At 56.8% G+C, this 22,897-nt stretch carries 8 protein-coding genes; 7 read left to right on the top strand and 1 reads right to left on the bottom strand.

Features of this window, described 5'->3' with window-relative positions; translation table 11 throughout:
• Positions 1 to 14: 14 nt before the first annotated feature.
• The 4 genes from HX830_RS15335 to HX830_RS15320 are packed head-to-tail and all read left to right on the top strand — an operon-like array spanning position 15 to position 18,217.
• Positions 15 to 4,922 carry a Tc toxin subunit A gene (locus HX830_RS15335; protein WP_177101038.1) on the top strand — a complete coding sequence of 1,636 codons (4,908 nt, stop codon included), beginning with the start codon at positions 15 to 17 and terminating at the stop codon, positions 4,920 to 4,922.
• Between the two features lie 36 nt (positions 4,923 to 4,958).
• Positions 4,959 to 9,644, top strand: a complete 4,686-nt coding sequence (locus HX830_RS15330) for a neuraminidase-like domain-containing protein (protein ID WP_256350522.1) — start codon at positions 4,959 to 4,961, stop codon at positions 9,642 to 9,644.
• Positions 9,641 to 15,259, top strand: a complete 5,619-nt coding sequence (locus HX830_RS15325; RefSeq protein ID WP_177101034.1) for an Ig-like domain-containing protein — start codon at positions 9,641 to 9,643, stop codon at positions 15,257 to 15,259. Before HX830_RS15330 ends, HX830_RS15325 begins: the two co-directional genes overlap by 4 nt.
• A 48-nt stretch (positions 15,260 to 15,307) precedes the next feature.
• The gene (locus HX830_RS15320) at positions 15,308 to 18,217 is read left to right on the top strand and encodes an RHS repeat-associated core domain-containing protein (RefSeq protein ID WP_256350516.1); all 2,910 of its coding nucleotides are present in this window, start codon (positions 15,308 to 15,310) and stop codon (positions 18,215 to 18,217) included.
• 191 nt (positions 18,218 to 18,408) lie between these two features.
• Here HX830_RS15320 and HX830_RS15315 read toward each other — a convergent pair whose 3' ends face one another.
• A complete protein-coding gene (locus tag HX830_RS15315) occupies positions 18,409 to 18,729 on the bottom strand; it encodes a DUF6124 family protein (protein WP_152739992.1) in 321 nt (106 codons plus the stop codon).
• A gap of 549 nt (positions 18,730 to 19,278) precedes the next feature.
• Between HX830_RS15315 and HX830_RS15310 the strand changes: the two genes are divergently transcribed.
• The 3 genes from HX830_RS15310 (at position 19,279) to HX830_RS15300 (ending at position 22,880) form a co-directional block, all read left to right on the top strand.
• Entirely contained in the window at positions 19,279 to 19,569 is a 291-nt protein-coding gene (locus HX830_RS15310; protein WP_177101032.1) for a nucleotidyltransferase family protein, read from the top strand.
• A gap of 394 nt (positions 19,570 to 19,963) precedes the next feature.
• Positions 19,964 to 20,767 carry a metallophosphoesterase gene (locus HX830_RS15305; RefSeq protein ID WP_177101030.1) on the top strand — a complete coding sequence of 268 codons (804 nt, stop codon included), beginning with the start codon at positions 19,964 to 19,966 and terminating at the stop codon, positions 20,765 to 20,767.
• 118 nt (positions 20,768 to 20,885) lie between these two features.
• Positions 20,886 to 22,880, top strand: a complete 1,995-nt coding sequence (locus HX830_RS15300) for an RHS repeat domain-containing protein (RefSeq protein WP_256350515.1) — start codon at positions 20,886 to 20,888, stop codon at positions 22,878 to 22,880.
• The last annotated feature ends 17 nt before the right edge of the window (positions 22,881 to 22,897 follow it).

Below are 22,897 nucleotides of genomic sequence, written 5' to 3'. Positions count from 1 at the left end.
ACCGGAGACGGGCAATGAACGACAAACCCAGTTCACTGTTGCAGTTGTTGAACAAGAACGCGCGCAGTCGCAGCCAGCTACTGGAGCATTACGACTCGGTATTGGAGATCGCCAAGGGTTCGCTCGAGCAACTGATGAGCACCGACAGAACCTTGCACATCACCGAAGCGCGGGCCTTGCATGAGCAAGCCAGGGCCATCAGCGCCGTTACGCTGCGGCAGTTTCGCGAGCAGCGGCTGACCACGGCGATACACCGTGCCTTCGAGCCCGGTTCCGGCATCCGCGGGCTGGTGGATGCCCCGACCTACAACGATCTGTTCCGGCCGGACTGGGCCAATCATTGCCCGACGGATGCGATTGAAGCCACGACCTCGCCCATCGCCTACCTGGCCGATCTCTACCGTGAAGTACAGAAGATCGAGCAGAGCGGCAGGCCGGGGGACGGGCAGGGCAACCGTATTCTGTTGGCCGATCGACGTCCGGACCTGGCGGACCTGTGGCTGGATCACAGTGCCCTCGAGCGTGTCGAACCGACCTTGGTGCTGGTCAACGAAATACTGGAAACCTCGGCGTACCGCTATCTGGAGAGCTTCGGCGACGAACGTTCGCTGGACGATGTGCTGCTGGATGTTCGTTACCCCACGACCTTGCCGTATGAGCGCTATCAGCAACAGATCAATTACATCTTGCAGCGCAAGGAGCGCCTGCCCGGCGACGTTATCCGCTGCACCGACCGGGCCTATCCGTATTTCAAGGAACCCGGCGTGCATTCGCTGCTGTCGGATATTGCCCTGGTGCAAGACACCGGCTTCGGCCCGGTACAGCAGGGGATTTTGCTGGAGGCGCCCTATTTTCCGGAGTTCGACCCCAATCAAGAACCCGAGCAAACCTTTGCCTTGGCCCGTATCAACCCGAGAACCCATCGGCTCGACACCTCCGGCACCGATCCCGAGAGCTTCTTCAGGGCCAACTTTGGCGAGGGCGATGTTTTCAGGTTGCTCGATACCCAAACCTTCTGCCTGCACACCGGGCTGAAGACCGATGAACTCGAATCGCTGTTGTCCGTGGGGGCTTATGCGCCCTATTCGTCGGCCAATTTCATTGCGTCAGACGACGTGCCGGTGGATGGCGCGGTGTTCGGTTCGGTGTACGTCAACGCGGGTCTCAGTCCGGCCATGGCCATTGAAACGACTAGCGACGATGAGAGTGCTCCCCAACACCAGATCGTCAATTGGTCCCATGATCGTTTTGATCGGCTCAATCGCATGATCCGTCTGGCGAGCTGGCTCAAGCTGCCGTTCGACCAGGTTGATCGCCTGCTGGTGGCCTCGATTGGCGCCGAAGGGAAAACGTCGGATTATCGGATCACTACCGATACCCTGCGCGCCCTTGGCCTGTTCCAGAGTCTGCGTACGCGCTACAAGGTCAGCGCGGACGACTTTGCCGCCTTGCTCCGGGGGCTGGGCGTGCACGCCCGGGGCAAGCAGTCGACGCAGTTTGACCTGGTGTTCAACAGCCAGGCGCTGTTTCCCGGCCCGCTGATCCTGGATGGGGAGGTATTCGACATCACTCCCGGCAATGAGGCCGAGCGCCAGAAAATCGATCATTTGTGCGCCGCTTTGGGCATGACCTTCGAGATGTACCGTTTTACCGCCAAGGTCATCGAACAGGCCTACGCCGGTGAGCCTTTGCGCTGGAACACAGCGGTGGTGTCGGCGTTCTACCGGTTGGTCCGGCTGCCCCATTATCTGGGGCTGACCACCATTGAGGCCCTGGCGTTGCTCGAACTGCTGGATAACGGCGGCAGCCAATTGGTCGCGAAACTGGCCGGGCCGACTCATATCGCCTCCTACCAGACATCTGGTAACACCGACACCTTGAGCGTGATCCACGCCCTGGTCGAAGCCAGTGCCTGGTTGGCCGAGCACAAGTGGACGGTCGGCCAGGTCTGTCGGATCGTGCTGCCGGCCCTGACCAAACCGGTGGCCAGCGAGGCCGAGCTCAACCTGCTCAAGCAGATGCACTCGCGCCTGGCGGCGGCACTGATCAGTGACAGCAGCTTTGCCGAAGTCGGTGCGCCGCAAAGCCGCGTGGTCGTGAATATCGATGAGCGAGGCCAAGAGGTGTTCTCCTCGGTCGCCATCGATTGGTTCGAGGAACTGAAAGAGTTTATCGAGGCGGGAGAAACCATTCGGGCGGCCAGGGGCCTGGTCAAATACCTGGAAGGGGAAACCGAAGAGAACTATGAAGCGGCCTTGAGCGGCACTGTGGCGGAGGTGTTGGAACGATTCGATCTGCCGATCGAAGGCCAGCACGCCCAGATCTGCAATATGATCATGCGTGCTCGCGGCGCCCAGGAAGCCTTGCTGATGGAAGGACTGGCCGGCTATCTGGACTGTTCCGTCGATCTGGTCAAGGTGCTGCTGTTCTGGGCCGAGGGCAATCGCTATCAGCTGTTGATAGAGGTGCTGCGGGTTTATGGGCAAACGGGTAACAGCAGTGCCCCCTTGCAGTTGGCCATTGGCGACGAAGTCCTGCTGGTGCTTGACAGCCTGGTCAAGCGAGCCGCCGTCACCACGCACCTGGACCTGAGCCCGGCATTTGTCGATCAGTGTGTGCAACAGCCGCAGTGGTTCGGCCTCGGCGATGTTGGGTTGTCGCTGCAGACCCTGTACTTTTTCACCCAATATGCTGCAACGGTACGCCTGAGCGCACAACCGGAAGAGCGGTTGCTGGACTATCTGCAACTGATCAACACCCTGTGGGACAAGGCGTTGGAAGGTGACAAACGGCTGATCCGCGACAGCGCGGCGAACAGGTTGGCCGGTTTTCTCGACTGGGGCGTGCGCCAGGTGCTGGTGGTGGCCTCGCATCTGAACCCGGAGGAGGGGGTGATCTTTACCCTCGCCGAGCTGGATCTGCTGGTGCGCACCTGTCGCTTGGCGCGGCATACCGATCTGGATGCCGAGGCGCTGTTGGCGCTGGGCCGACTGACGCCGATCAGTGATGTGGCAGACTTTCGTTATGCCGCGGAGTTGGCCTTGGCCAGCCTCACCGAACCTGTGCCGGGAACACCGGCGGGTGAGGTCGGACAGAGTCACAGCAGCGTGATCACGGTGACGCCGGACTATCTGGTGGCCAACAAATCGGGCGAGAGCGCGACCTACTTCATCACCCTGCGCGACTTCATGGATGAGCCGTTCGAAGACGTCACCATCAACTGGAGTACCAACCAACTCGGGGAATTGGAGCAGACCTCGACCGTCACCGACCAGTACGGCGAAAGCAGCGTCACGCTGGCGAGCGGCAACACCATGGGCATTGCTCGTGTGGTGGCCGAGTATGGACTGGGCGACAAGGTGCTTGCGCCGGCGGTGACCATTGGTTGTGATGAAGCCTCGTTGCACTTTTCAGCGCCGACTTATGATCCTTCGCAAGCGTTGTCCAACAAACTCGAAGCGATCAATTTCAGCATCACCCTGGTGGATGCTTTTACCAACCTGGGTATTGATCGTCTGGTCGAGTGGGGAACGACCTTGGGCGAGTTCCAGCGCTACCAGACGATGACCAACCATGAGGGCATCAGCTATTCGAGTCTGCGCAGCGGACCACTGGGCGAAGCAACGGTGATCGCACGATACGAAAACGGCAGTCAGTGGACGTTTCCAATCGTGGAATTTACCAGCACGCCGTATTTTCAATATGTTCGGTTTGCCAATACTGTCATTGAGGGTGTTGAGGTAGAACTTTCTTGTCGGCTGGTCGAGCTTAATGGTGATCCGGTGTCTTCCGGAACGGAGGTCACTTGGACAGCCGATGTGGAGGGTCTGTTGGAAGTGACCAGTCGGACCGACAGTAATGGTATTGCACTTTCTCGCTTTCGATCCGATGTCGCAGGCTTGGTAATCGTGACAGTGAGTGCTGAGAATGACGTTCAGGATAAGTCTACGGCTCAGACAGTGATTTATCCTCAGGCCGTTATTGTGAAACATGAATCTTCCGACACACATTATATTCTGGGTAGGCCTGATCCCGTCGTGTTTTCTGTTTGGCTGGAAGTGGATAGAGAGGCCGCTATAAAAACACCGGTTGATTGGGCGATCAATGGCGAAGTTAAGGCGACGATCCTTACGGATAAGGAAGGTCTGTCGAAATTTAGTTCGAAATTTATATCCTCGGGGCAGGGGGTGGCTGAATATATAGTTTCGGCGACTGTTGCCGGTACGACGGAGCATGTTGAGTTTTCTGTGTTTGTATTACCTTATTTTGTGTTTGAAGTGAGTTTGTCCGGCAAAGATATCTATCCTCGTGCTCCGGAGTTTTTGGCCAGGTTTGCGCGTTATAAACTTAATGTGAAAACGGTTGATGGCACCGGTGTGGCGCTGGAAGGGATTCCATTTGCGCTGAAAAATGTGGGCACTAGCTTGTCGATCATCCGGGTGGAGATTGAAGATATCGATAAGGTCGTTGAGTCAACGCGCGAAGGGGTTGACTTTGACATATTTCTCCCAGGGAGCTCTGGTCAGTATTTGTACGCGGGCCTCTTGTCGTTGTCACTTGACGTTGGCGGGAAAAAGATATGGGCGAGGGATTATAGAGTGGGCATGATTTATTGGCTGAACCATGCCTTGATTCGTGATGGTTATATAAAGGCTTCGTTCTCTCTACGGACTAATGGTGTAATAACTGCCCCCGTCAAGGGATGGGATCTCGAAGGTGTTTATATAACCGGAGAAGTGCCTGAGGCACCCTGGAGAGGTACTGCTGAGCTGGTCTATGAATCTTCGAAATGGATGGTTAATTTTTTAATCGCACAGAGCGAAGGTCAACCCATCGCGACTCAGCGCCTGTTCACAAGCGAATATATTGTTTCGAATGGCGACGCCATATACGCAGCTTCAGATACCAATATTTCGTCTTGATTGTTTTGCTGTCGTGATCTAGTGGAGGTGTTTGATATGAATTCTGGAATTATCCCCGAACTCGAAGAACAACGCCGCGACGCCCTGGTCGCCTATTACCTGGGCCAGATCGTACCGTCATCGAACACGGCGGCGCCCTTGCGCCTGACCACCCCCGAGGACCTCTACGAATACCTGCTGATCGACAATCAGGTCAGTGCCCAGGTGGAAACCAGCCGCGTCGCCCAGGGCATCGCCAGCCTCCAGCAATATATCCACGCGATCTACAACGGCATGGAGCCCGGTTACCCCTATGGGTTCAGTGCCGAAGAGCTGCGCTTGTGGCGCGAGAGCATGAGCGAGTACAGCGTCTGGGCCGGCTACCAGATGATCGAGGATTACCCGGAAAACTACATCGACCCGACCCTGCGCCTGGGCAAGACCAGCCAGTTCAAGAACCTGGAGAACGACCTGGGGCAAAGCCGCCTGACCGAGGACAGCGTGCAGACTGCGCTGAAAAACTACCTCAGCCAGTTTGAGTTGGTGAGTAACCTGAAGGTGGTCTCGGGATATATCGATGGCACGGACTTCAGGCACGCCCATTATTATTTTGTCGGTCGGCAAAACGTCGAGCCTTTTGCGCACTATTGGCGCAAGGCGGCGATTGACCTGAATGATTCCAGCACCCATGTCTCGCCTGCGGCCTGGAGTGAATGGAAAGCCATTGATGTGGCCTTCGATTCGAAGGTGGCGCATGTTCGGGTGGTGACGATCATGGGCCGTCTGCATGTGGTCTGGGTGGAGCCCGGCCCGGCGGAGGTCGACGCGGATGGCCAGAAGACCGGCCGCTATTCGTATTTTATAAAGATGGCCTATAAACAAATCAATGACCAGTGGGCGCCCTCCACGACGCTGTTTAGCGGGTATACCGATAAAGAGCGCTTCGAAGATGAACTGGCCAGCAATGGAGATTTTGTTCGCGGCTTTGTCTTTACCGTGACCATGGATATCCGAAAATCTGGTCAGACGAACCTGGTTATTTGCTTCACGGCCTGGGCCCCTTCGGGGGCAAACGAAGTGATAGAGACTACGACTGAAGAGGTGGTCCTGGTGATGGATCGCTTTTTCAAAGTCGTTAATTTGTCGAGCACCACGGGAGAGGGGCGGGAGTTGATGACCGTGGCGAAGGCGATGTTTGGCCGCAACGCCGAGTGCTTGCAGTTCCCCTATGCGGAAATCGATGATGGCGGTGTCAATATAAAGTGGCGGTTGAAAGAAATTGTTTATCAACCCGACTCGCCGTGGTCCACGCCACACCCACCCAATGCATTGAACCAGCGCTTGGAGTTTAGCGCGGCTTTGTTCATGGACCCTGGGCCGGGAGCGGTCGGGTTGTTCCTGCTCCAGGGGCATTGTTCGGCTATCGAACTGGAGAGGGATACGCTTGAAATTTTCATGGGCAATAGTTCAGCCCAGGTGGCGATCGGCAATAATATGAAAGCCACGGCGTTAATCACCACCCGTGATCGCAGGTTATACGGGGAGGTGAGAGTAGATGCGGGGTTTTCCACGTTGCCGCTGCCGGCTGGAGAATGGCTTCACGAAGGCGTAGTGGTCGGTAGTTTTCAGCCGGGGACCTATAAAAAGTACATCGAACCGTCGGGGTATTTCTATTATTTTGCGCAAGTGGAGCTTGACCTTGACATAGCCACTCTTCCGTCTTATGGACCGGGTGAGATAAAAAGAGCAGACATGTTCAAGGTTGAGTTGTCGGGAGGGCTGGAACTCGGATTGGGGAGTGCGAGTAATATTTGTGTGGAAAAGCAGCGGCCGGTCACCAAGGATTTCAAGATCTGGACCTATTGGTATGAGGAAGACGGTAGCAGAGTGGGAACGCCCATATGGACAGGCAAGCTTACGCTGAATGGTAACGCATCGACTCCAGCGATCCCCCGGATAGTCACGGCGGCCAGTCTGGAAGAACTTTACTATTTTCAGTTTGGTCATCAGGTCGGCGAGCACACCTACAACCAATATGACGTTCACCTGGTTCCCGAGCTCAGCCGTGCGGCCCCCCGCGTGGTCTCCAATCAAGGGGCTCAGTTCCTCGATCTTGAAGCATTGGCATTGCCTTCATTGCGTTATGTAAGGCTCAACAATCTGTTTGCCAAGGAACTGATCGCCAAGGCGGCATTCTCTGTGGCAGCGGCCTTGAGCTGGGAGACCCAGCACACGGAGGAACCCCCCGTTCCCGGTACTTCGCAAGCGGTTCCCCTGGATTTCAACGGTGCCAACGGGCGTTACTTCTGGGAATTGTTTTTCCATGCCCCGCACCTAGTCGCACGGCGCTTGCACAGTGAGTTCGATTACCTGGGCGCGGAAACCTGGTATCACGCCATTTTCAATCCACTGGCGCGTATTCAGCCGCTCTCTCCCGCGCCTTCCGTGGACTATCCCTATTGGTGTGTCAGGCCCCTGGCCCAGCCGGATAGTCCCGCCGAGCAGTTTTTCAGCCTGGGTGGCCTACGCGATCCGGACGCGATTGCCTATAGCGTGCCCTCGCACTATCGCAAGGCGATCTTTACCGACTACGTGAAAAACCTGATTGCTCGTGGCGACATGCTCTACCGGCAATTGACCCGCGATGCCCTCAACGAAGCCAAGCTCCTGTATGTTCGCGCCTTGTCCTTGCTTGGCCCCTTGTCCAAGGGCCGCAGCATCAGCCGCTGGGAGCCTATGCCGCTGGTGGATGCGGCGGCCTATGAAAGCGCTTTGTTCAGCGCCTTCGAATCATCGATCCAGACGCTGTTCGCCGAGGATATTCCCCAGCATATCCAGGGCGACCCCTGGTTGCGCCTGATCGACGCGCCCTGGTTCCGCTTGCCGGTGAATACGCAACTGCTCGACTTATGGGACAACCTCGACTTACGCTTGGGCAACCTGCGCAATAACCTCACCCTGGACGGCAAACCCTTGCTGCTGGCGCTTTACGAGGCGCCGGCCAATCCGTTCGACCTGTTGCGCGCGCAGTTGGCCGGCGAGGGCGGCGGCACCCGGCGGCTGGGGTCCCTGGCGATCATCCCGCCTTACCGTTTCCGCGCCATGCTGCCCCGTGTGCAGAACGCCGTTGACACCTTGATCCGCTTTGGCGAACAGGTACGCACCTATATGGAACTGCGTGACCGCAGCCAGCAGGAAGAGCTGCTGCAATCCCATGTGCAGGAACTCTCTGATTTTGGCGTGACCTTGCAGGAGCAGGCCATTGAACAGGCCCGCAGCAGCAGGGATGCCCTGGCGGCCAGCAAGGCGATGGTGCTTTCCCGTCACGCTTACTACGAGCGGTTGCGTAAAGAAGACGTTTCCGACGATGAAAAATTGGCCATGTATGAACGTGTGGTTGGGGGGGGCATTACAGCGGGCTTGGCTGGGGCAACGACTGCCGCGCAGGTAATGGATGCAATCACGGTGAATGTTGTCGGTGTATCTGGTGGCGTACGCAAGCCTGCCGCGCTTGCCTTCGCGGCAATAACGGCTGTCGATGTTGCTGCACAAGGTTTGGTAGTCCATGCCGATTTTCTAACTCAGAAAGAGCAGTATCGCCGCCGACGCGAAGAATGGGATTTCATGATCGAGCAGGCCACGGCTGAAATCGCAGTGATCAATGAGCAGATAAAGGCTCAGAAAATCGTTATCACTTCCGCTGAAACCGGTTTGTTGCAAGCCAAAAAAGCCCGCGAACAGGCAGAAGCCTACTATGACTTCCTCAAGCACCGTTCCACCGGCCCGGGGCTGTACCAGTGGTTGCTCAGCCAGATGTCGACGCTGTATTTCCAGGCCTATGACGCCGTGTTGTCGATGTGCCTGGCCACCGAGGCTGGTTGGCAATATGAGCTTGGCGATCATGACACGCGTTTTATTCCCCATGATGCTTGGGCCGACAACCGTCAGGGCCTGAATGCTGGCGAAGCCTTGAAGCTGGGTTTGTTGCGCATGGAGTCGGCGTTTCTCAACCGCCATGAGCGCCGCCTGGAACTGACCAAGACCATCTCCTTGAGAGCCTTGCTCAAGGATTACGACCCCAATGCCGCGCTTGATAACGCTACGCTTGGGGTCACCGGCTGGGATGCGGTGCTGGACCAGCTCAGAGAGTATGGCGAGATCCCGTTCCAGCTGAACAGCTCGCTGTTCGACAAGGACTATCCCGGCCATTACCTGCGTCAGTTGGTGGGCGTGAGCCTGTCGTTCCCGGTGGTGCTGGGTCCGTATCAGGACATTCATGCCACCCTGGTGCAAACGCGCAGCAGTACCTTGTTGAAACCCTCATTGGGTGGCGTGGCAAGTCTCTATAGCGATGCCAGTGAATTGGCTGCGGGCAGCGATATCGAACTCGATCGGCGGTACATCGTCTTCAATCCGCGGATAAGCCAGCAGGTCGGGCTGTCCAGCGGCCTGGATGATTATGGTCTGTTCACCCTGAACTTCGATGATGAGCGCTACTTGCCGTTCGAGGGAACGGGCGCCGTGTCGAGCTGGACGCTGAGTTTCCCTCGGTATCCCTCGGAGCATCAACAGGCGATCTTCGATTCGTTGACTGACATTATCTTGCAGGTACGTTATCTGGCGGTGGACGGCGGCAAGGTGCTGGCTACCCAGGTCGAGCCGTTGGTGGCCTATGTGGAGCAACAAGAGTCTGTGCGAGCCTTGCTTTCAACACCACTGTTACAGCAGCAGGGTGAGTTATGAACAGCGGAATTATCCATGAACTCGAAGAACAACGCCGTGACGCCCTGGTCGCCTATTACCTGGGCCAGATCGTGCCGTCATCGAACACGGCGGCGCCCTTGCGCCTGACCACCCCCGAGGACCTCTACGAATACCTGCTGATCGACAACCAGGTCGGTGCCCAGGTGGAAACCAGCCGTGTCGCCCAGGGCATTGCCAGCCTCCAGCAGTATATCCACGCCATCTACAACGGCATGGAGCCCGGTTACCCCTATGGGTTCAGCGCCGAGGAACTGCGTCTGTGGCGCGAGAGCATGAGTCAGTACAGCATCTGGGCCGGTTACCAGATGATCGAGGATTACCCGGAAAACTACATCGACCCGACCCTGCGCCTGGGCAAGACCAGCCAGTTCAAGACCTTGGAAAATGATCTGGGGCAAAGCCGTTTGACCGAGGACAGCGTGCAGGTGGCGCTGAAAAACTACCTCAGTCAGTTTGAGTTGGTGAGTAACCTGAAGATGGTCTCGGGTTATATCGACGGCACGGACTTCAGGCACGCGAATTATTATTTTGTCGGTCGGCAAAACGTCGAACCTTTTGCGCCCTATTGGCGCAAGGCGGCGATTGACCTGAGTGATTCAAGTACCCACGTTTCGCCCTCGGCCTGGAGTGAATGGAAAACCATCGATGTTGCTTTTGAAGCTGGCGTCACCCAGGTTCGCCCCGTGGTGATTCGCGAGCGATTGCACGTGGTCTGGGTCGAAGCCGGCCAGCCGCAGATCAACGATGACGGCCATAGAACCGGAAAATACTTTTATTCGGCCAAGATGGCTTATAAGCAACTCAATGATCAATGGTCGCCGGCGACGATACTTTATACAGGGCTCACCTCGGTGAACACCTTGACAGATAAGTTGGCGGCGGAGGTCTATATCCGGAGTGGTGCGTTTTCGGTGGCCATGGATGTTCGTATTGCCTCGAGCCCTCGGTTAGTCGTAGCCTTTAAACTGGGCGCGAATGCGGATCTGCGAGTGTACGATGAGTCATTCAATCAGATTATATTGAGTGTGGCAGAACAGAATGAGTTGTCTCTCGTGGCGAGTTCGATGTTCGGCAACGACCCAATGCGCTTGCAGTTTCCTTATGTGGGCATCGATAGCGGCTCGGCGAATATTGACTGGATCATCGGTTCGGTGATGTGGGATCGTGAAAGCTCCTATAATTACTATCCCTCTCCGGGAGAATATCCGGATGCCTTGAATTCCTATCTGGAGTTCAGTGCAACCTTGCACATGAGTAAGAACGCTCAGCAGGAGCTGATTGGAGGAAAACTTGAGGTTCAAGGCGCGTGTTCAAGTGTCCGTATGGAACGGGTGGATATCAAGCTTTCCCTTCAGGATCGACACGTTTGGGAATACTCGAGTCCGGTTGGTTTATGCCGGGTTGAGGTTCTTTGGGGAGTTTATTATGAGGGAGGGCAGACCTGGGCACTGTGCGAGATGATTAATCATGTGCTCTATTTTGAGGAAAAAATAAATCACAGTCATGTATTTAGTCATGATGGAACAGCGCTTGTTACGATAGATCAAAATACGCCGTGCACCCCAGAAGGCGCGGATTGGAACAGCTCTTTTCATAATGGGCGTGTCAGGCGGATGCGCTACAAAATTCCATTGGGCCTGGAACTGGATACGCTCCTGCCTCTCACACTTGAAGACGTTCAGGAAGGGGCTTCATTTAAGGTGGTATCGACAGTCGCTCTCAAATGGGGTGGTTCGGTCGGAGGGACTTTTAACTTTATAAATAAATCAAATATATTCTCTGAGACTTTTGCCCCGCTGACGCGTGATTTTGGAGTTTGGTACGCTTATGAGAGTGACGGTGCTTATATGGAGGAGCGGTTGGGCTCAGCGGCGCTTACGTTAAACGGTGCAGCTAAAACTCCCTTGTTCACAAAAAGTTGGACTGGCGCAACCAACACTTCTTATGCCTTTCCTTTTGGTGTGGCGAAATCTACCGATCCTGGAATAGGTTGGAATAGATTTCTGGTGAGTCTCAGTCCCATGCTCCGTGACGCCCCTAAAGTGATGACCACCGCGGCGGGCGCGCAGTTTCTTGATCTGCAGGCATTGGCGCTGGACGACCTGCGTTATGTTCGGCTAAACAGCTTGTTCGCCGCCGAGTTGGTCACCAAGGCGGCATTCTCCGTGGAAGCGGCCTTGAGCTGGGAGAGTCAGCACACGGAGGAACCCCCCGTTCCCGGTTCTTCGCAAGCGGTTCCCGTGGATTTCAACGGTGCCAACGGTCGTTACTTCTGGGAGTTGTTTTTCCATGCCCCGCACCTGGTCGCACAGCGCTTGCACAGCGAGTTCGATTACCTGGGCGCGGAAACCTGGTATCACCACATGTTCAACCCCTTGGCGCGGATCCAGCCGCTCGATCCTCCGCCTGCGGTGGACTATCCGTATTGGTGTGTCAGGCCCCTAGCCCAGCCCGACCGTCCCGCCGAGCAGTTTTTTGGCCTGGGTGGCCTGCGCGATCCGGATGCGATTGCCTACAGCGTGCCTTCGCACTACCGCAAGGCGATCTTTACCGACTATGTGAAAAACCTGATTGCCCGAGGCGACATGCTTTACCGGCAACTGAACCGCGATGCCCTCAACGAAGCCAAGCTCCTGTATGTACGTGCCTTGTCCTTGCTCGGCCCCTTGTCCAAGGGCCGCAGCATCAGCCGCTGGGAGCCCATGCCGCTGGTGGACGCGGCGGCCTATGACAGCGCGTTGTTCAGCGCCTTCGAATCGTCGATCCAGACGCTGTTCGCCGAGGATATTCCCCAGCATATCCAGGGCGACCCCTGGTTGCGCTTGATCGACGCGCCCTGGTTCCGCTTGCCGGTGAACACGCAATTGCTCGACCTGTGGGACAACCTCGATTTGCGCCTGGGCAACCTGCGCAACAACCTCACTCTGGACGGCAAACCCTTGCTGCTGGCGCTTTACGAGGCGCCGGCCAATCCGTTCGACCTGTTGCGCGCGCAATTGGCCGGCGAAGGCGGCGGCGCCCGGCGGCTGGGGTCCCTGGCGATTATCCCGCCTTACCGTTTCCGCGCCATGTTGCCCCGTGTGCAGGGCGCCGTTGACACCTTGATCCGCTTTGGCGAGCAGGTACGCGGTTATATGGAGCTGCGTGACCGCACCCAGCAGGAAGAGCTGCTGCAGGCCCATGTGCAGGAACTCTCCGAGTTTGCTGTGACCTTGCAGGATCAGGCCATTGAGCAGGCCCGCAGCAGCAGGGATGCCCTGACGGCCAGCAAGGCGATGGTGGCTGCCCGTCAAGATTATTACGAGCGGTTGCGTAGAGAAGACGTTTCCGGCGATGAAAAATTGGCCATGTATGAACGTGTGGTTGGGGGGGGCATTACAGCGGGCTTGGCTGGGGCAACGACTGCCGCGCAGGTAATGGATGCAGTCACGGTGAATCTCGTCGGGACGTCTGGTGGCGTACGCAAGCCTGCCGCGCTTGCCTTCGCGGCAATAACGGCTGTCGATGCTGCTGCAAAAGGTTTGGTAGTCCATGCCGATTTTCTAACTCAGAAAGATCAGTATCGCCGCCGACGCGAAGAATGGGACTTCATGATCGAGCAGGCCAAGGCTGAAATCGCAGTGATCGATAAACAGATAGACGCTCAGCGCATCGTTATCGCTTCCGCCAACACCGGTTTGCGGCAAGCCGAAAAAGCCCGCGAACAGGCCCAGATCTACTACGACTTCCTCAAACACCGTGCTGCCGGCCCGGGGCTGTACCAGTGGTTGCTCAGCCAGATGTCGACGCTGTATTTCCAGGCTTATGACGCCGTGTTGTCGATGTGCTTGGCCACCGAATCGGGTTGGCAATATGAGCTGGGCGATCATGACACGCGTTTTATTCCCCATGACGCCTGGGCCGACAACCGTCAGGGTCTGAACGCCGGCGAAGCCTTGAAACTGGGCTTGCTGCGCATGGAATCGGCGTTTCTCAACCGCCATGAACGCCGCCTGGAACTGACCAAGACGATCTCCCTGAAGGCCTTGCTCAAGGATTACGACCCCAATGCCGGCCGCCATGGCGCTACACCCATGGCGACCGGTTGGGATGCCGTGCTGGATCAGCTCAGGGATCATGGCGAGATCCCGTTCAAGCTGAACAGCTCGCTGTTCGACAAGGATTATCCCGGCCATTACCTGCGTCAGCTGGTGGGCGTGAGCCTGTCGTTCCCGGTAGTGCTGGGGCGGTATCAGGATATCCATGCCACCCTGGTGCAAACGCGCAGCAGCACCTTGTTGAAACCTTCATTGGGCGGTGTGGCGAGTCTCTATAGCCAGGCCGGGGAACTGGCCGCCGACAGCGATATCGAACTCGATCCAAGGCACATTGTGTTCAACCCAAGGATCAGCCAGCAAATCGGCTTGTCCAGCGGCCTGGATGATTATGGCCTGTTCACCCTGAACTTCGACGATGAGCGCTACCTGCCGTTCGAGGGAACGGGCGCGGTGTCGAGCTGGATACTGAGCTTCCCCCGGCATGCCTCGGCGCATCAGCAAGAAGTCTTCGATTCGTTGACCGACATTATCCTGCAGGTGCGTTACCTGGCGGTGGACGGCGGCAAGGTGCTGGCTACCCAGGTCGAGCCGTTGGTGCAGTTTGTCGAAGCCCAGGATGAGGTCGGCCGTCCTGCGACCACGGCCTTGACCGTGAGCACGGGCACAAAACTCGCCAATGGCGTGGATGCCTATACGGTCACCGTCACCGCCAAGGATGCCGAGGGCCGTCCGCTCAAGGATGTTCTGGTGATGTTTCCCGAAATCGCGAACGCCTCGCTCCAGCATGTAGCCGGTACGACCGATGCGCAGGGGCAATGCGAAACCACCATCACCTCGACGATGCCCGGTCCCAAGACGGTGCGCGCCACGCTGTTTGGTGGTACGGCGGTGGCCGGCAGTCCGAAGATCGTCGAGTTCGTCGCGGATGTTTCGGCTCAACTGTCGTTGGAGATGCTCCCTGACAATAAGGTCGTCAGCGATACGGAACAAAATAACAGGGTGTATGCGAAGGTGCGTATGAGCGATGGCTCCCCGGCTCCGGAGGGTACCCTGGTAACGTTTGACGCGGTCGATGACGTTGTTTTTAACCCGACCACTTGCCGGACCGCGGGCAATACCGGCAAGTGCACTGTGTCGGTGGGCAGTACCGTGGCGAAGACGCACACGATCACTGCCAGGCTCGAGGGGGACGCTTCAGTGGCGCAGGTCGACACGACATTCCTTCCCAAGTGGTATAGCCCTGCCGCCTGCACCCTGGAACCGATCGAGGGAACCCGATTGGCCGATGGTGTGGATGTGCACCGTGCGACAGTGACTTTTCGTGATGTCTACGGTAACCCCACTCCGGGGATGGCGTCGACCGTCTACATACGGTCCCCCGAGGTGCCCGGCCTCACCATTGACCCTCTTGAATGTCATTTTGAACAGGGGAGTGCAACCACCAGCACGAATATCACCTCAACGCTTGAGGGCACCTATTCCATTACGGCGACCTTCGAGGATGGTGCCCCTATAGGGCAGCCACAGCTTGCAAGGTTTGTCGATAATCAGGGGTGACCAGAGCGACTCTGATCACGTGTAGGCATCAAACAAGGAGCGTAGGTTATGTCGGTTCTGGCGCAGGGTATGCACACTCATACACCGACACTGGCGGTGGTTGATCCCCGTGGATTGGCGGTGCGGGTGGTTGCTTATTGCCGTTCCGTCGAGACGGCGGAGCCTGAAGAGCGGATCAACCGCAGTGCCTATGACGCGATGGGGCGGTTGATCGAGCAATGGGATCCCAGGCTTTGGGCGCTCAGTACGGAGGATGATGCAACGCCTGCCAATCTCACCAATGCTTATTCACTGTCCGGGAAGGTGTTGGGGTCGATCAGCGTCGATGCGGGCAAGCGGGTCAGCTTGTTCGGTGATGGCGATCAGCTTGTTCAAACCTGGGATAGCCGGGGCAGCGAGCGGTGGGTCGAGTATGACGATCTGCTGCGACCGCTGGCCATTTTCGAGCTGGGCGAAGGTGAAGCCGCGCGATGCACCGAACGTTATGGATACGCTGATGCCGGTGCCGATTTCGCCGCTCACAACCAATGTGGGCAGTTGATCCGACATGATGATCCGGCGGGCTCGTTGACGGTGGATGACTACGCCTTGACGGGCGGAGTGCTTGAGCAGACCCAGCGCTTTCTGAGTGCGCTGGAATTACCGGATTGGCCGCCAGGGCTGCCTGCGCGGGATGCGCTGCTGGAACCCGTGGCGCAAGCGGCAACCAGCGCGACGCGCTTCAATCCGCTGGGCGATGTGCTGGAACAGATTGATGCCAAGGGCAATCGGCAGCTGTTCGACTACACCGTTGATGGCCAGTTATTGGCGAGCCATCTGCAACTGAGTGGGCAGGCCACACCCCAAACCCTGGTCAGCGCCATTGCCTACAGCGCCTACGTTCAGGTTGAGCAGGAAGCCGCGGGCAACGGTGTGGTCAGTACGCTGACCTATCGCCCTGAAGACGGTCGTCTGACTCGGCTTCAGGCTCGACATGGAAGTGAAACGCTGCAAGATCTGCGTTACGACTACGACCCGGTGGGTAATGTGCTGAGCATTGAAGACGCTGCCTTGCCGATCAGGTACTTCGCCAACCAGCGAGTAGAGCCGATCAAGTGCTATGACTACGACAGTCTCTACCAACTGATCGAAGCGACCGGTTGGGAGGCGGGCGCCGCCAGTCGAGGGCCGGAGTTCAATCGCTTCGACGATCCGGGTGCCGTTGCCAACTACCATCAAACTTACCGCTATGACTCCGGTGGCAATTTGCTGGAGTTGGTTCATGTCGGCCCGCAAAACCACAGCCGCAAGCTGACAGCGGCGCGCTACAGCAATCGTTGCCTGCCTGAGCAGAATGACCGGCCTCCCACCGAAGAGGAGATCGCTGCCGCTTTTGATGGCAACGGCAATCTGCTGGAACTGCAACCGGGACAGGCAATGAGTTGGGATGTGCGTAATCAGTTGCGCGAGGTACGACCGGTTGAGCGTGAGAGCTCTGACGATGATCTTGAATTGTATCTGTACGGTGGCGATGGGATGCGGCGGCGTAAGGTCCGCTCCACCCAGACCAACGCCCGCTCGCTGATATCGGAAGTCCGCTACTTGCCGGGCTTGGAAATCCGCACTCGCGAAGGCACTGGCGAAGTGTTGCAGGTGATCTGCGTACAGGCCGGACGCAGCGCCATGCAGGTGCTGCACTGGGAGACCACGCCGCCTTCTGGAATCACTAACGATCAATATCGCTACAACCTGACTGACCATTTGGGTTCCAGCAGCCTGGAACTGGACAGTGAGGGCGAGGTGATCAGTCAGGAGACCTATCACCCCTACGGCAGTACGGCCTGGTTTGCCGGGCGAAGTGAAGTGGAGGCCAGTTATAAGACTGTGCGCTATTCAGGCAAGGAGCGAGACGTGACGGGGCTTTATTACTATGGATTCAGATATTACGCACCTTGGTTATGCGGGTGGATAAACCCTGACCCAGGTAGGGCTGTCAATGGGTTGAACTTTTATCGAATGCTGAACAGTAATCCTATCGCAAATATTGATCCTGATGGGATGGCCCCTCAGCGGGCCCGGGGGCTTTGGAAATTTGCAATTGAGAGCGTTATTCAGGCGCGTGATACGCGAGATATAGTTACGCTTGCTCCCGGTATCATTGGTGTCGTGATGATGGGAGGTGCGGAAGTGTTTGAGCGAATAGGTATTTCCCTTACGCGCGATTTTGTAGGTGCACGCTCACTTTTTTACTTGTCCATAGACTCAAGATATGAAAGCAAGATCGTAGGAGGGGATGGGCCTATTCCATTAAAATCAAGCACGGCCGATAGCTTGAACGCTGCGATTGGGAGTCCGCACTCAGAGTTTACGGCTTACATTAATTCAGGATTCTATAATGCGGGTCGGCGAGCCGACGCCAATGCACCTGCTTGGGCGTCGATCGGGCCTATTTCAGTGGGTGGGGAGCTCAAAAGGTCAGTGGCTTTGCCGGACCAATATAAAGATGATTATGTGCAGCTGACAATGGATGATGCTTCATTTATTTATACAGGACCTTTATTGGCGGAAGGTGGGTCGGTGGCATTTACTTCAGATAAATTGGATGATCCAAAATTTCAATTCTCTGAAGAAAAAAATATACCAGGATACTTGGTGCACGCAAACAGACCCAATAACAGATCGGCTATTAGTTTGCCTGCTGAATCGGGAGGCAAGGATGCTCGTACTCGGCTTGTGATTGGTCTGGGTGTTGGACGAGGCGATAATTCTCCGGGGTTCACTCTCGCGGAGTGGGCCGAAGTAACAAATAGACTCGACCGTTTGAATGCCACGCCCGGACGCTCGATAAATTTGGATGGTGGTGACTCAAGTGCGCTTGGTGTCCTCAGTCCGAAAGTCGCGTTAATGGATGCTCAGGCGCGAGGGAACCCCCAAAGGAAAGTTGGGAGCTTCATTGCTTTTTCAATGAGAAAGCAATAGGGCCTGTGGGATGGAAACATAGGATAAGTCGATTAGGATCTACATGTGCTTGTAGCGGATTTAGACAGTAAATTGGAAGTAAAATCGGCGTTACTGGGACGAATTGATTTTGCGAGTTAGCTTCGAAGTGAGGGCAAGGCTATGAATCCGCTGCCCCCCGCACGGTTGTGCGGGGGAGCTGTTTCACACCATCAGGTGGTTACTGCTTGTTGGTCATCGAGCAGCCCATCCATTTCCTGTTGCGCCATATCGATCAAGTGCACGGTCCCCAAGGCGAGTTTGCGCTGCGAGCCCTGGAGATTGTCCGCCGATTCGTAGGCGGTCGCCGAGGCGCTTTGGAGTATTTCATAAATATGGAGCAGGGTTTCTTCGGTGTTACGTGATTGCCGTTTCCGGGGGCTGATACGAGTCGCGGGTAATTCGTAGTGAGCGAAGGCACGCTCGGCAGCGAGCCGGAATGCTGGGGAACTGAGGTCTTCCGCGACAGGCGGATTGGGGGTGATCTTGAACATGGTGATACTCCGTTAACCGTTATGGGGAGCAACCACGCTTCGCTTGCACGCGAAGTAGGGTGGCAGCTGTACGCAGGTGTGCAAGACCGGTGGTTATCGGAGCAAAATCCCGGCAGATCCGAAGATCTCCCACGCACAGCCACCATAACGCGGCATCTCAGAGACAAGTCTCTGAGATTTTGGTCAGGTGTCATTGCTCGTTCACCAGTCCGGACTTGCACGTCCGTATCACCGAATTTACGGTGATGGATGCAGACTAGTCATCGAAATGGGCAGAAGCAACGGGTTGGGATTTTCTAGGAAATTTCAGTCAAGTGAAAGGGAATAGTCTTCGTGGGGGGGCCTATCCAGAACAGGTGATAGGCTGGGACCCGCGCAGCGAGGTATAACCGGTAGCGCGTGAAGATACCCAAGCCAGCACTGCCCATGCGATTTGACGGCAGATATCAATCACATTGGCCCCTTGATCCTGTTTATTCGCATCGCCGGACGCCAGGCAGGGTGTGGCCCAAACTGACAAGCAGAGACCGGATAATTGGGAGAACGACCATGAAGCCATCCATTGCTCTCCAGGCCCACCGCGACGATATCCGCCGTGTGGTCGCGGCACATCGTGCCAGTAATGCGTGCGTATTTGGTTCAGTCGCCCATGGTGATGATACTGACGACAGCGACCTTGATCTCCTGGTCGATCCGACACCGGAAACAACGCTGTTCGACATTGGTGCCATCCGCCATGAGCTGCGTCGGCTGCTGGGCGTGTCGGTCGATGTGCTGACACCCAAAGCGTTGCCGGACAAATTCCGCGACACCGTACTGGCCGAAGCTGTGCCGGTATGAGTTGTGATATGCGCATGGACGCCCGTTACGAAGCTTTGTCCGATGCTGTCGCAGGTAGAGCAAGCATACCCATCGCCAAACGTGTTCACGTCGCAGCCTCCAAGCGGCGAGGAATGCTATCCCATGCGGCGTTCGACGTGGAGGTTTCGAAGGCTCTGGATGCTGAGATAGTAGCGATGTTTGAGGGGCGCGCGAGCACGGTTTGACTGCCGGCCTACAGGTTATGTGGTGTTTTCAATACTATTTATCGGCCCTGTCATTTCTGACAGTAGCCGGTAGCGTGGATCAGGTGATTACTAGACCCGGTATCCCAGGCAAAACCTGAGTTATGTCGGTTTGATCAGTAGCATCCATACTCAGATGCACCGGGAACCGCACTGAGGAGATCCGTGTCGTGAAGATTCGCGTTCTGTCCGATCTGCATCTTGAGTACGACGAACCGCTTTCCATCCCCTACGTGGAAGCCGATCTGGTCGTGCTGGCCGGTGATATCCACAACCATGCGAAAGGCTTGCGTTGGGCGGCGGAAAACTTCGGTTCACAGGTGCCGGTTATTTATGTGCCGGGCAACCACGAGTATTACGGTGGTGAATTCGCTGCCCTTGAAAGCGCGATGCAAGCCGCCGCGCGCCGCTTGCCCAATGTGCATTTCCTGAACAACACAACCTTCATTGAGCGAAATGGCCAATGGCGGGTGCTCGGTACCACGTTGTGGACAGACTTCTCGTTGTTCGGCGCTGGCGATGCGGCGCTGCGCGAGTCCATTGCAGAGGCCGAGCGGGTCATACTCGACTACCAGGGCGTGATTCAGGTCTTGTCGCCCGAGCTCGAAGCCTCGCCACGTTCGTTTACTCCCCGCGACTCGCTGGCACTCCACAAGCAAGCGCGGGCATGGCTGGAAGGTGAGCTGGCAAAGCCCTTCGATGGCCAGACGATTGTGGTCACGCACCATGCGCCGCTCAGGCCAAGCCTGGCGGAAAAGTTCGCGACGGATCGAGCTTCGGCGGGTTATGTGAGCGATCTGCCTGCTCTCGTGCGCGCGCCGGTTGCGCTGTGGATCCATGGTCACACCCATACTGCATTCGATTATTTCGCAGAGGGAACACGTGTGATCTGTAATCCGCGTGGATATAGCGATCAACGTTCGAGGGCGCCTGAAAACCCGTTGTTCAGATGGGACAAGGTCGTCGAGATCTGAGCAACCCAGTACGAAAGATTGAGCATCTACCATTTGTCGGTACTGTCATTTCTGACAGTAGTCGGCGGCGTGGATCAGGTAGTTACTGGATTGACGCATCCTACGATGAGCCTGGGTCATGTCGATATTAACGGGTGGTATTCACACTCATACGCCGACGCTGTCTGTGATTGATCCGCGTGGGCTGGCGGTGCGGGTGGTTGCTTATTGCCGTTCCGTCGAGACGGAGGAGCCAGAAGAGCGGATCAACCGCAGTGCCTATGACGCGATGGGGCGGTTGGTCGAGCAATGGGATCCCAGGCTTTGGGCGCTCAGTGTGGAAGACGCCGCAACGCCTGCCAATCTCACCAATGCTTATTCACTGTCCGGGAAGGTGTTGGGGTCGATCAGCGTCGATGCGGGCAAGCGGGTCAGCTTGTTTGGCGATGGGGATCAGCTTGTTCAAACCTGGGATAGCCGGGGCAGTGAGCGGTGGGTCGAGTACGACGATCTGCTACGACCGCTGGCCATTTTCGAACAGGGCGAAGGTGAAGCAGCGCGATGTACCGAACGTTATGGATACGCTGATGCCAGCGCCGATTTCGCCGCTCACAATCAATGTGGGCAGTTGATCCGACATGATGATCCGGCGGGCACGTTGACGGTAGATGACTACGCGTTGACGGGCGGAGTGCTTGAGCAGACCCAGCGCTTTCTGAGTGCGCTGGAATCACCGGATTGGCCGCCAGGGCTGCCTGCGCGGGATGCGCTGCTGGAACCCGTGGCGCAAGCGGCAACCAGCGCGACGCGCTTCAACCCGCTGGGCGATGTGCTGGAGCAGACAGATGCCAAGGGTAATCGGCAATTGTTCGACTACACCTTCGACGGTCAATTGTTGGCTAGTCACCTGCAACTCAGCGCTCAGGCAACCCCGCAAACCCTGGTCAGCGCCATTGCCTACAGCGCCTACGTTCAGGTTGTACAGGAAACCGCCGGCAACGGTGTGGTCAGTACGCTGACCTATCGCCCTGAAGATGGCCGCTTGATCCGGCTTCAGGCTCGACATGGAACTGAAGCGGCGCTGCAAGACCTGCATTATGAATACGACCCGGTGGGCAATGTGTTGAGCATTGAAGACGGTGCCTTGCCGATTCGTTATTTCGCCAACCAGCGGGTTGAACCGATCAAGCGCTATGACTACGACAGTCTCTACCAACTGATCGAAGCGACCGGTTGGGAAGCGGGCGCCGCCAGTCGAGGACCGGGTTTCAATCGCTTCGACGATCCAGGTGCCGTCGCCAACTACCATCAAACTTACCGCTATGACGCCGGTGGCAATTTGCTGGAGTTGGTCCATGTCGGCCCGCAAAGCCACAGCCGTAAGTTGACGGCGGCGCGCTACAGCAATCGCTGCCTGCCTGAGCAGAACGGCCGGCCTCCCACTGAAGAGGAGATCGCTGCGGCTTTTGACGGCAATGGCAATCTGTTGGAGCTGCAACCGGGACAGACGATGAGTTGGGATCTACGCGATCAGTTGCGCGAAGTGCAACCGGTTGAGCGTGAAAGTGCTGACGATGATCGCGAGCTGTACCTGTACGGCGGTGATGGCATGCGGCAACGCAAGGTCCGCTCCACCCAGACCAGAGCCCGTTCGCTGATATCCGAAGTCCGCTACTTGTCGGGCCTGGAAATCCGCACCCGTGAAGGCACTGGGGAAGTGTTGCAGGTGATCTGCGTGCAGGCCGGACGCAGCGCCATGCAGGTACTGCACTGGGAAACCGCTCCTCCGTCCGGCATCGCCAACGATCAATATCGCTACAACCTCACCGACCATCTGGGCTCCAGCAGCCTGGAACTGGACAGCCAGGCCGAGGTGATCAGCCAGGAAAGCTATCACCCCTACGGCAGTACGGCCTGGTTTGCCGGACGAAGTGAAGTGGAGGCGAGTTACAAGACCGTGCGCTATTCGGGCAAGGAGCGGGATGCAACGGGGCTTTACTACTATGGATTCAGGTATTACGCACCTTGGTTGCAACGGTGGATTAATCCTGACCCGATGAGGGAGGTGGACGGATTGAATATGTTTTCCATGTGTGCCGGTAATCCAATCGTCTATCGGGACTTTTCAGTGTAGTGGTCAACTAATTCCGG

The sequence above is a fragment of the Pseudomonas gingeri genome, from assembly GCF_013385425.1.
Classification (GTDB): domain Bacteria; phylum Pseudomonadota; class Gammaproteobacteria; order Pseudomonadales; family Pseudomonadaceae; genus Aquipseudomonas; species Aquipseudomonas gingeri_D.
The sequence above is the reverse complement of the archived record's forward strand: the minus strand, read 5'-3'. Positions and strand labels throughout refer to the sequence as shown.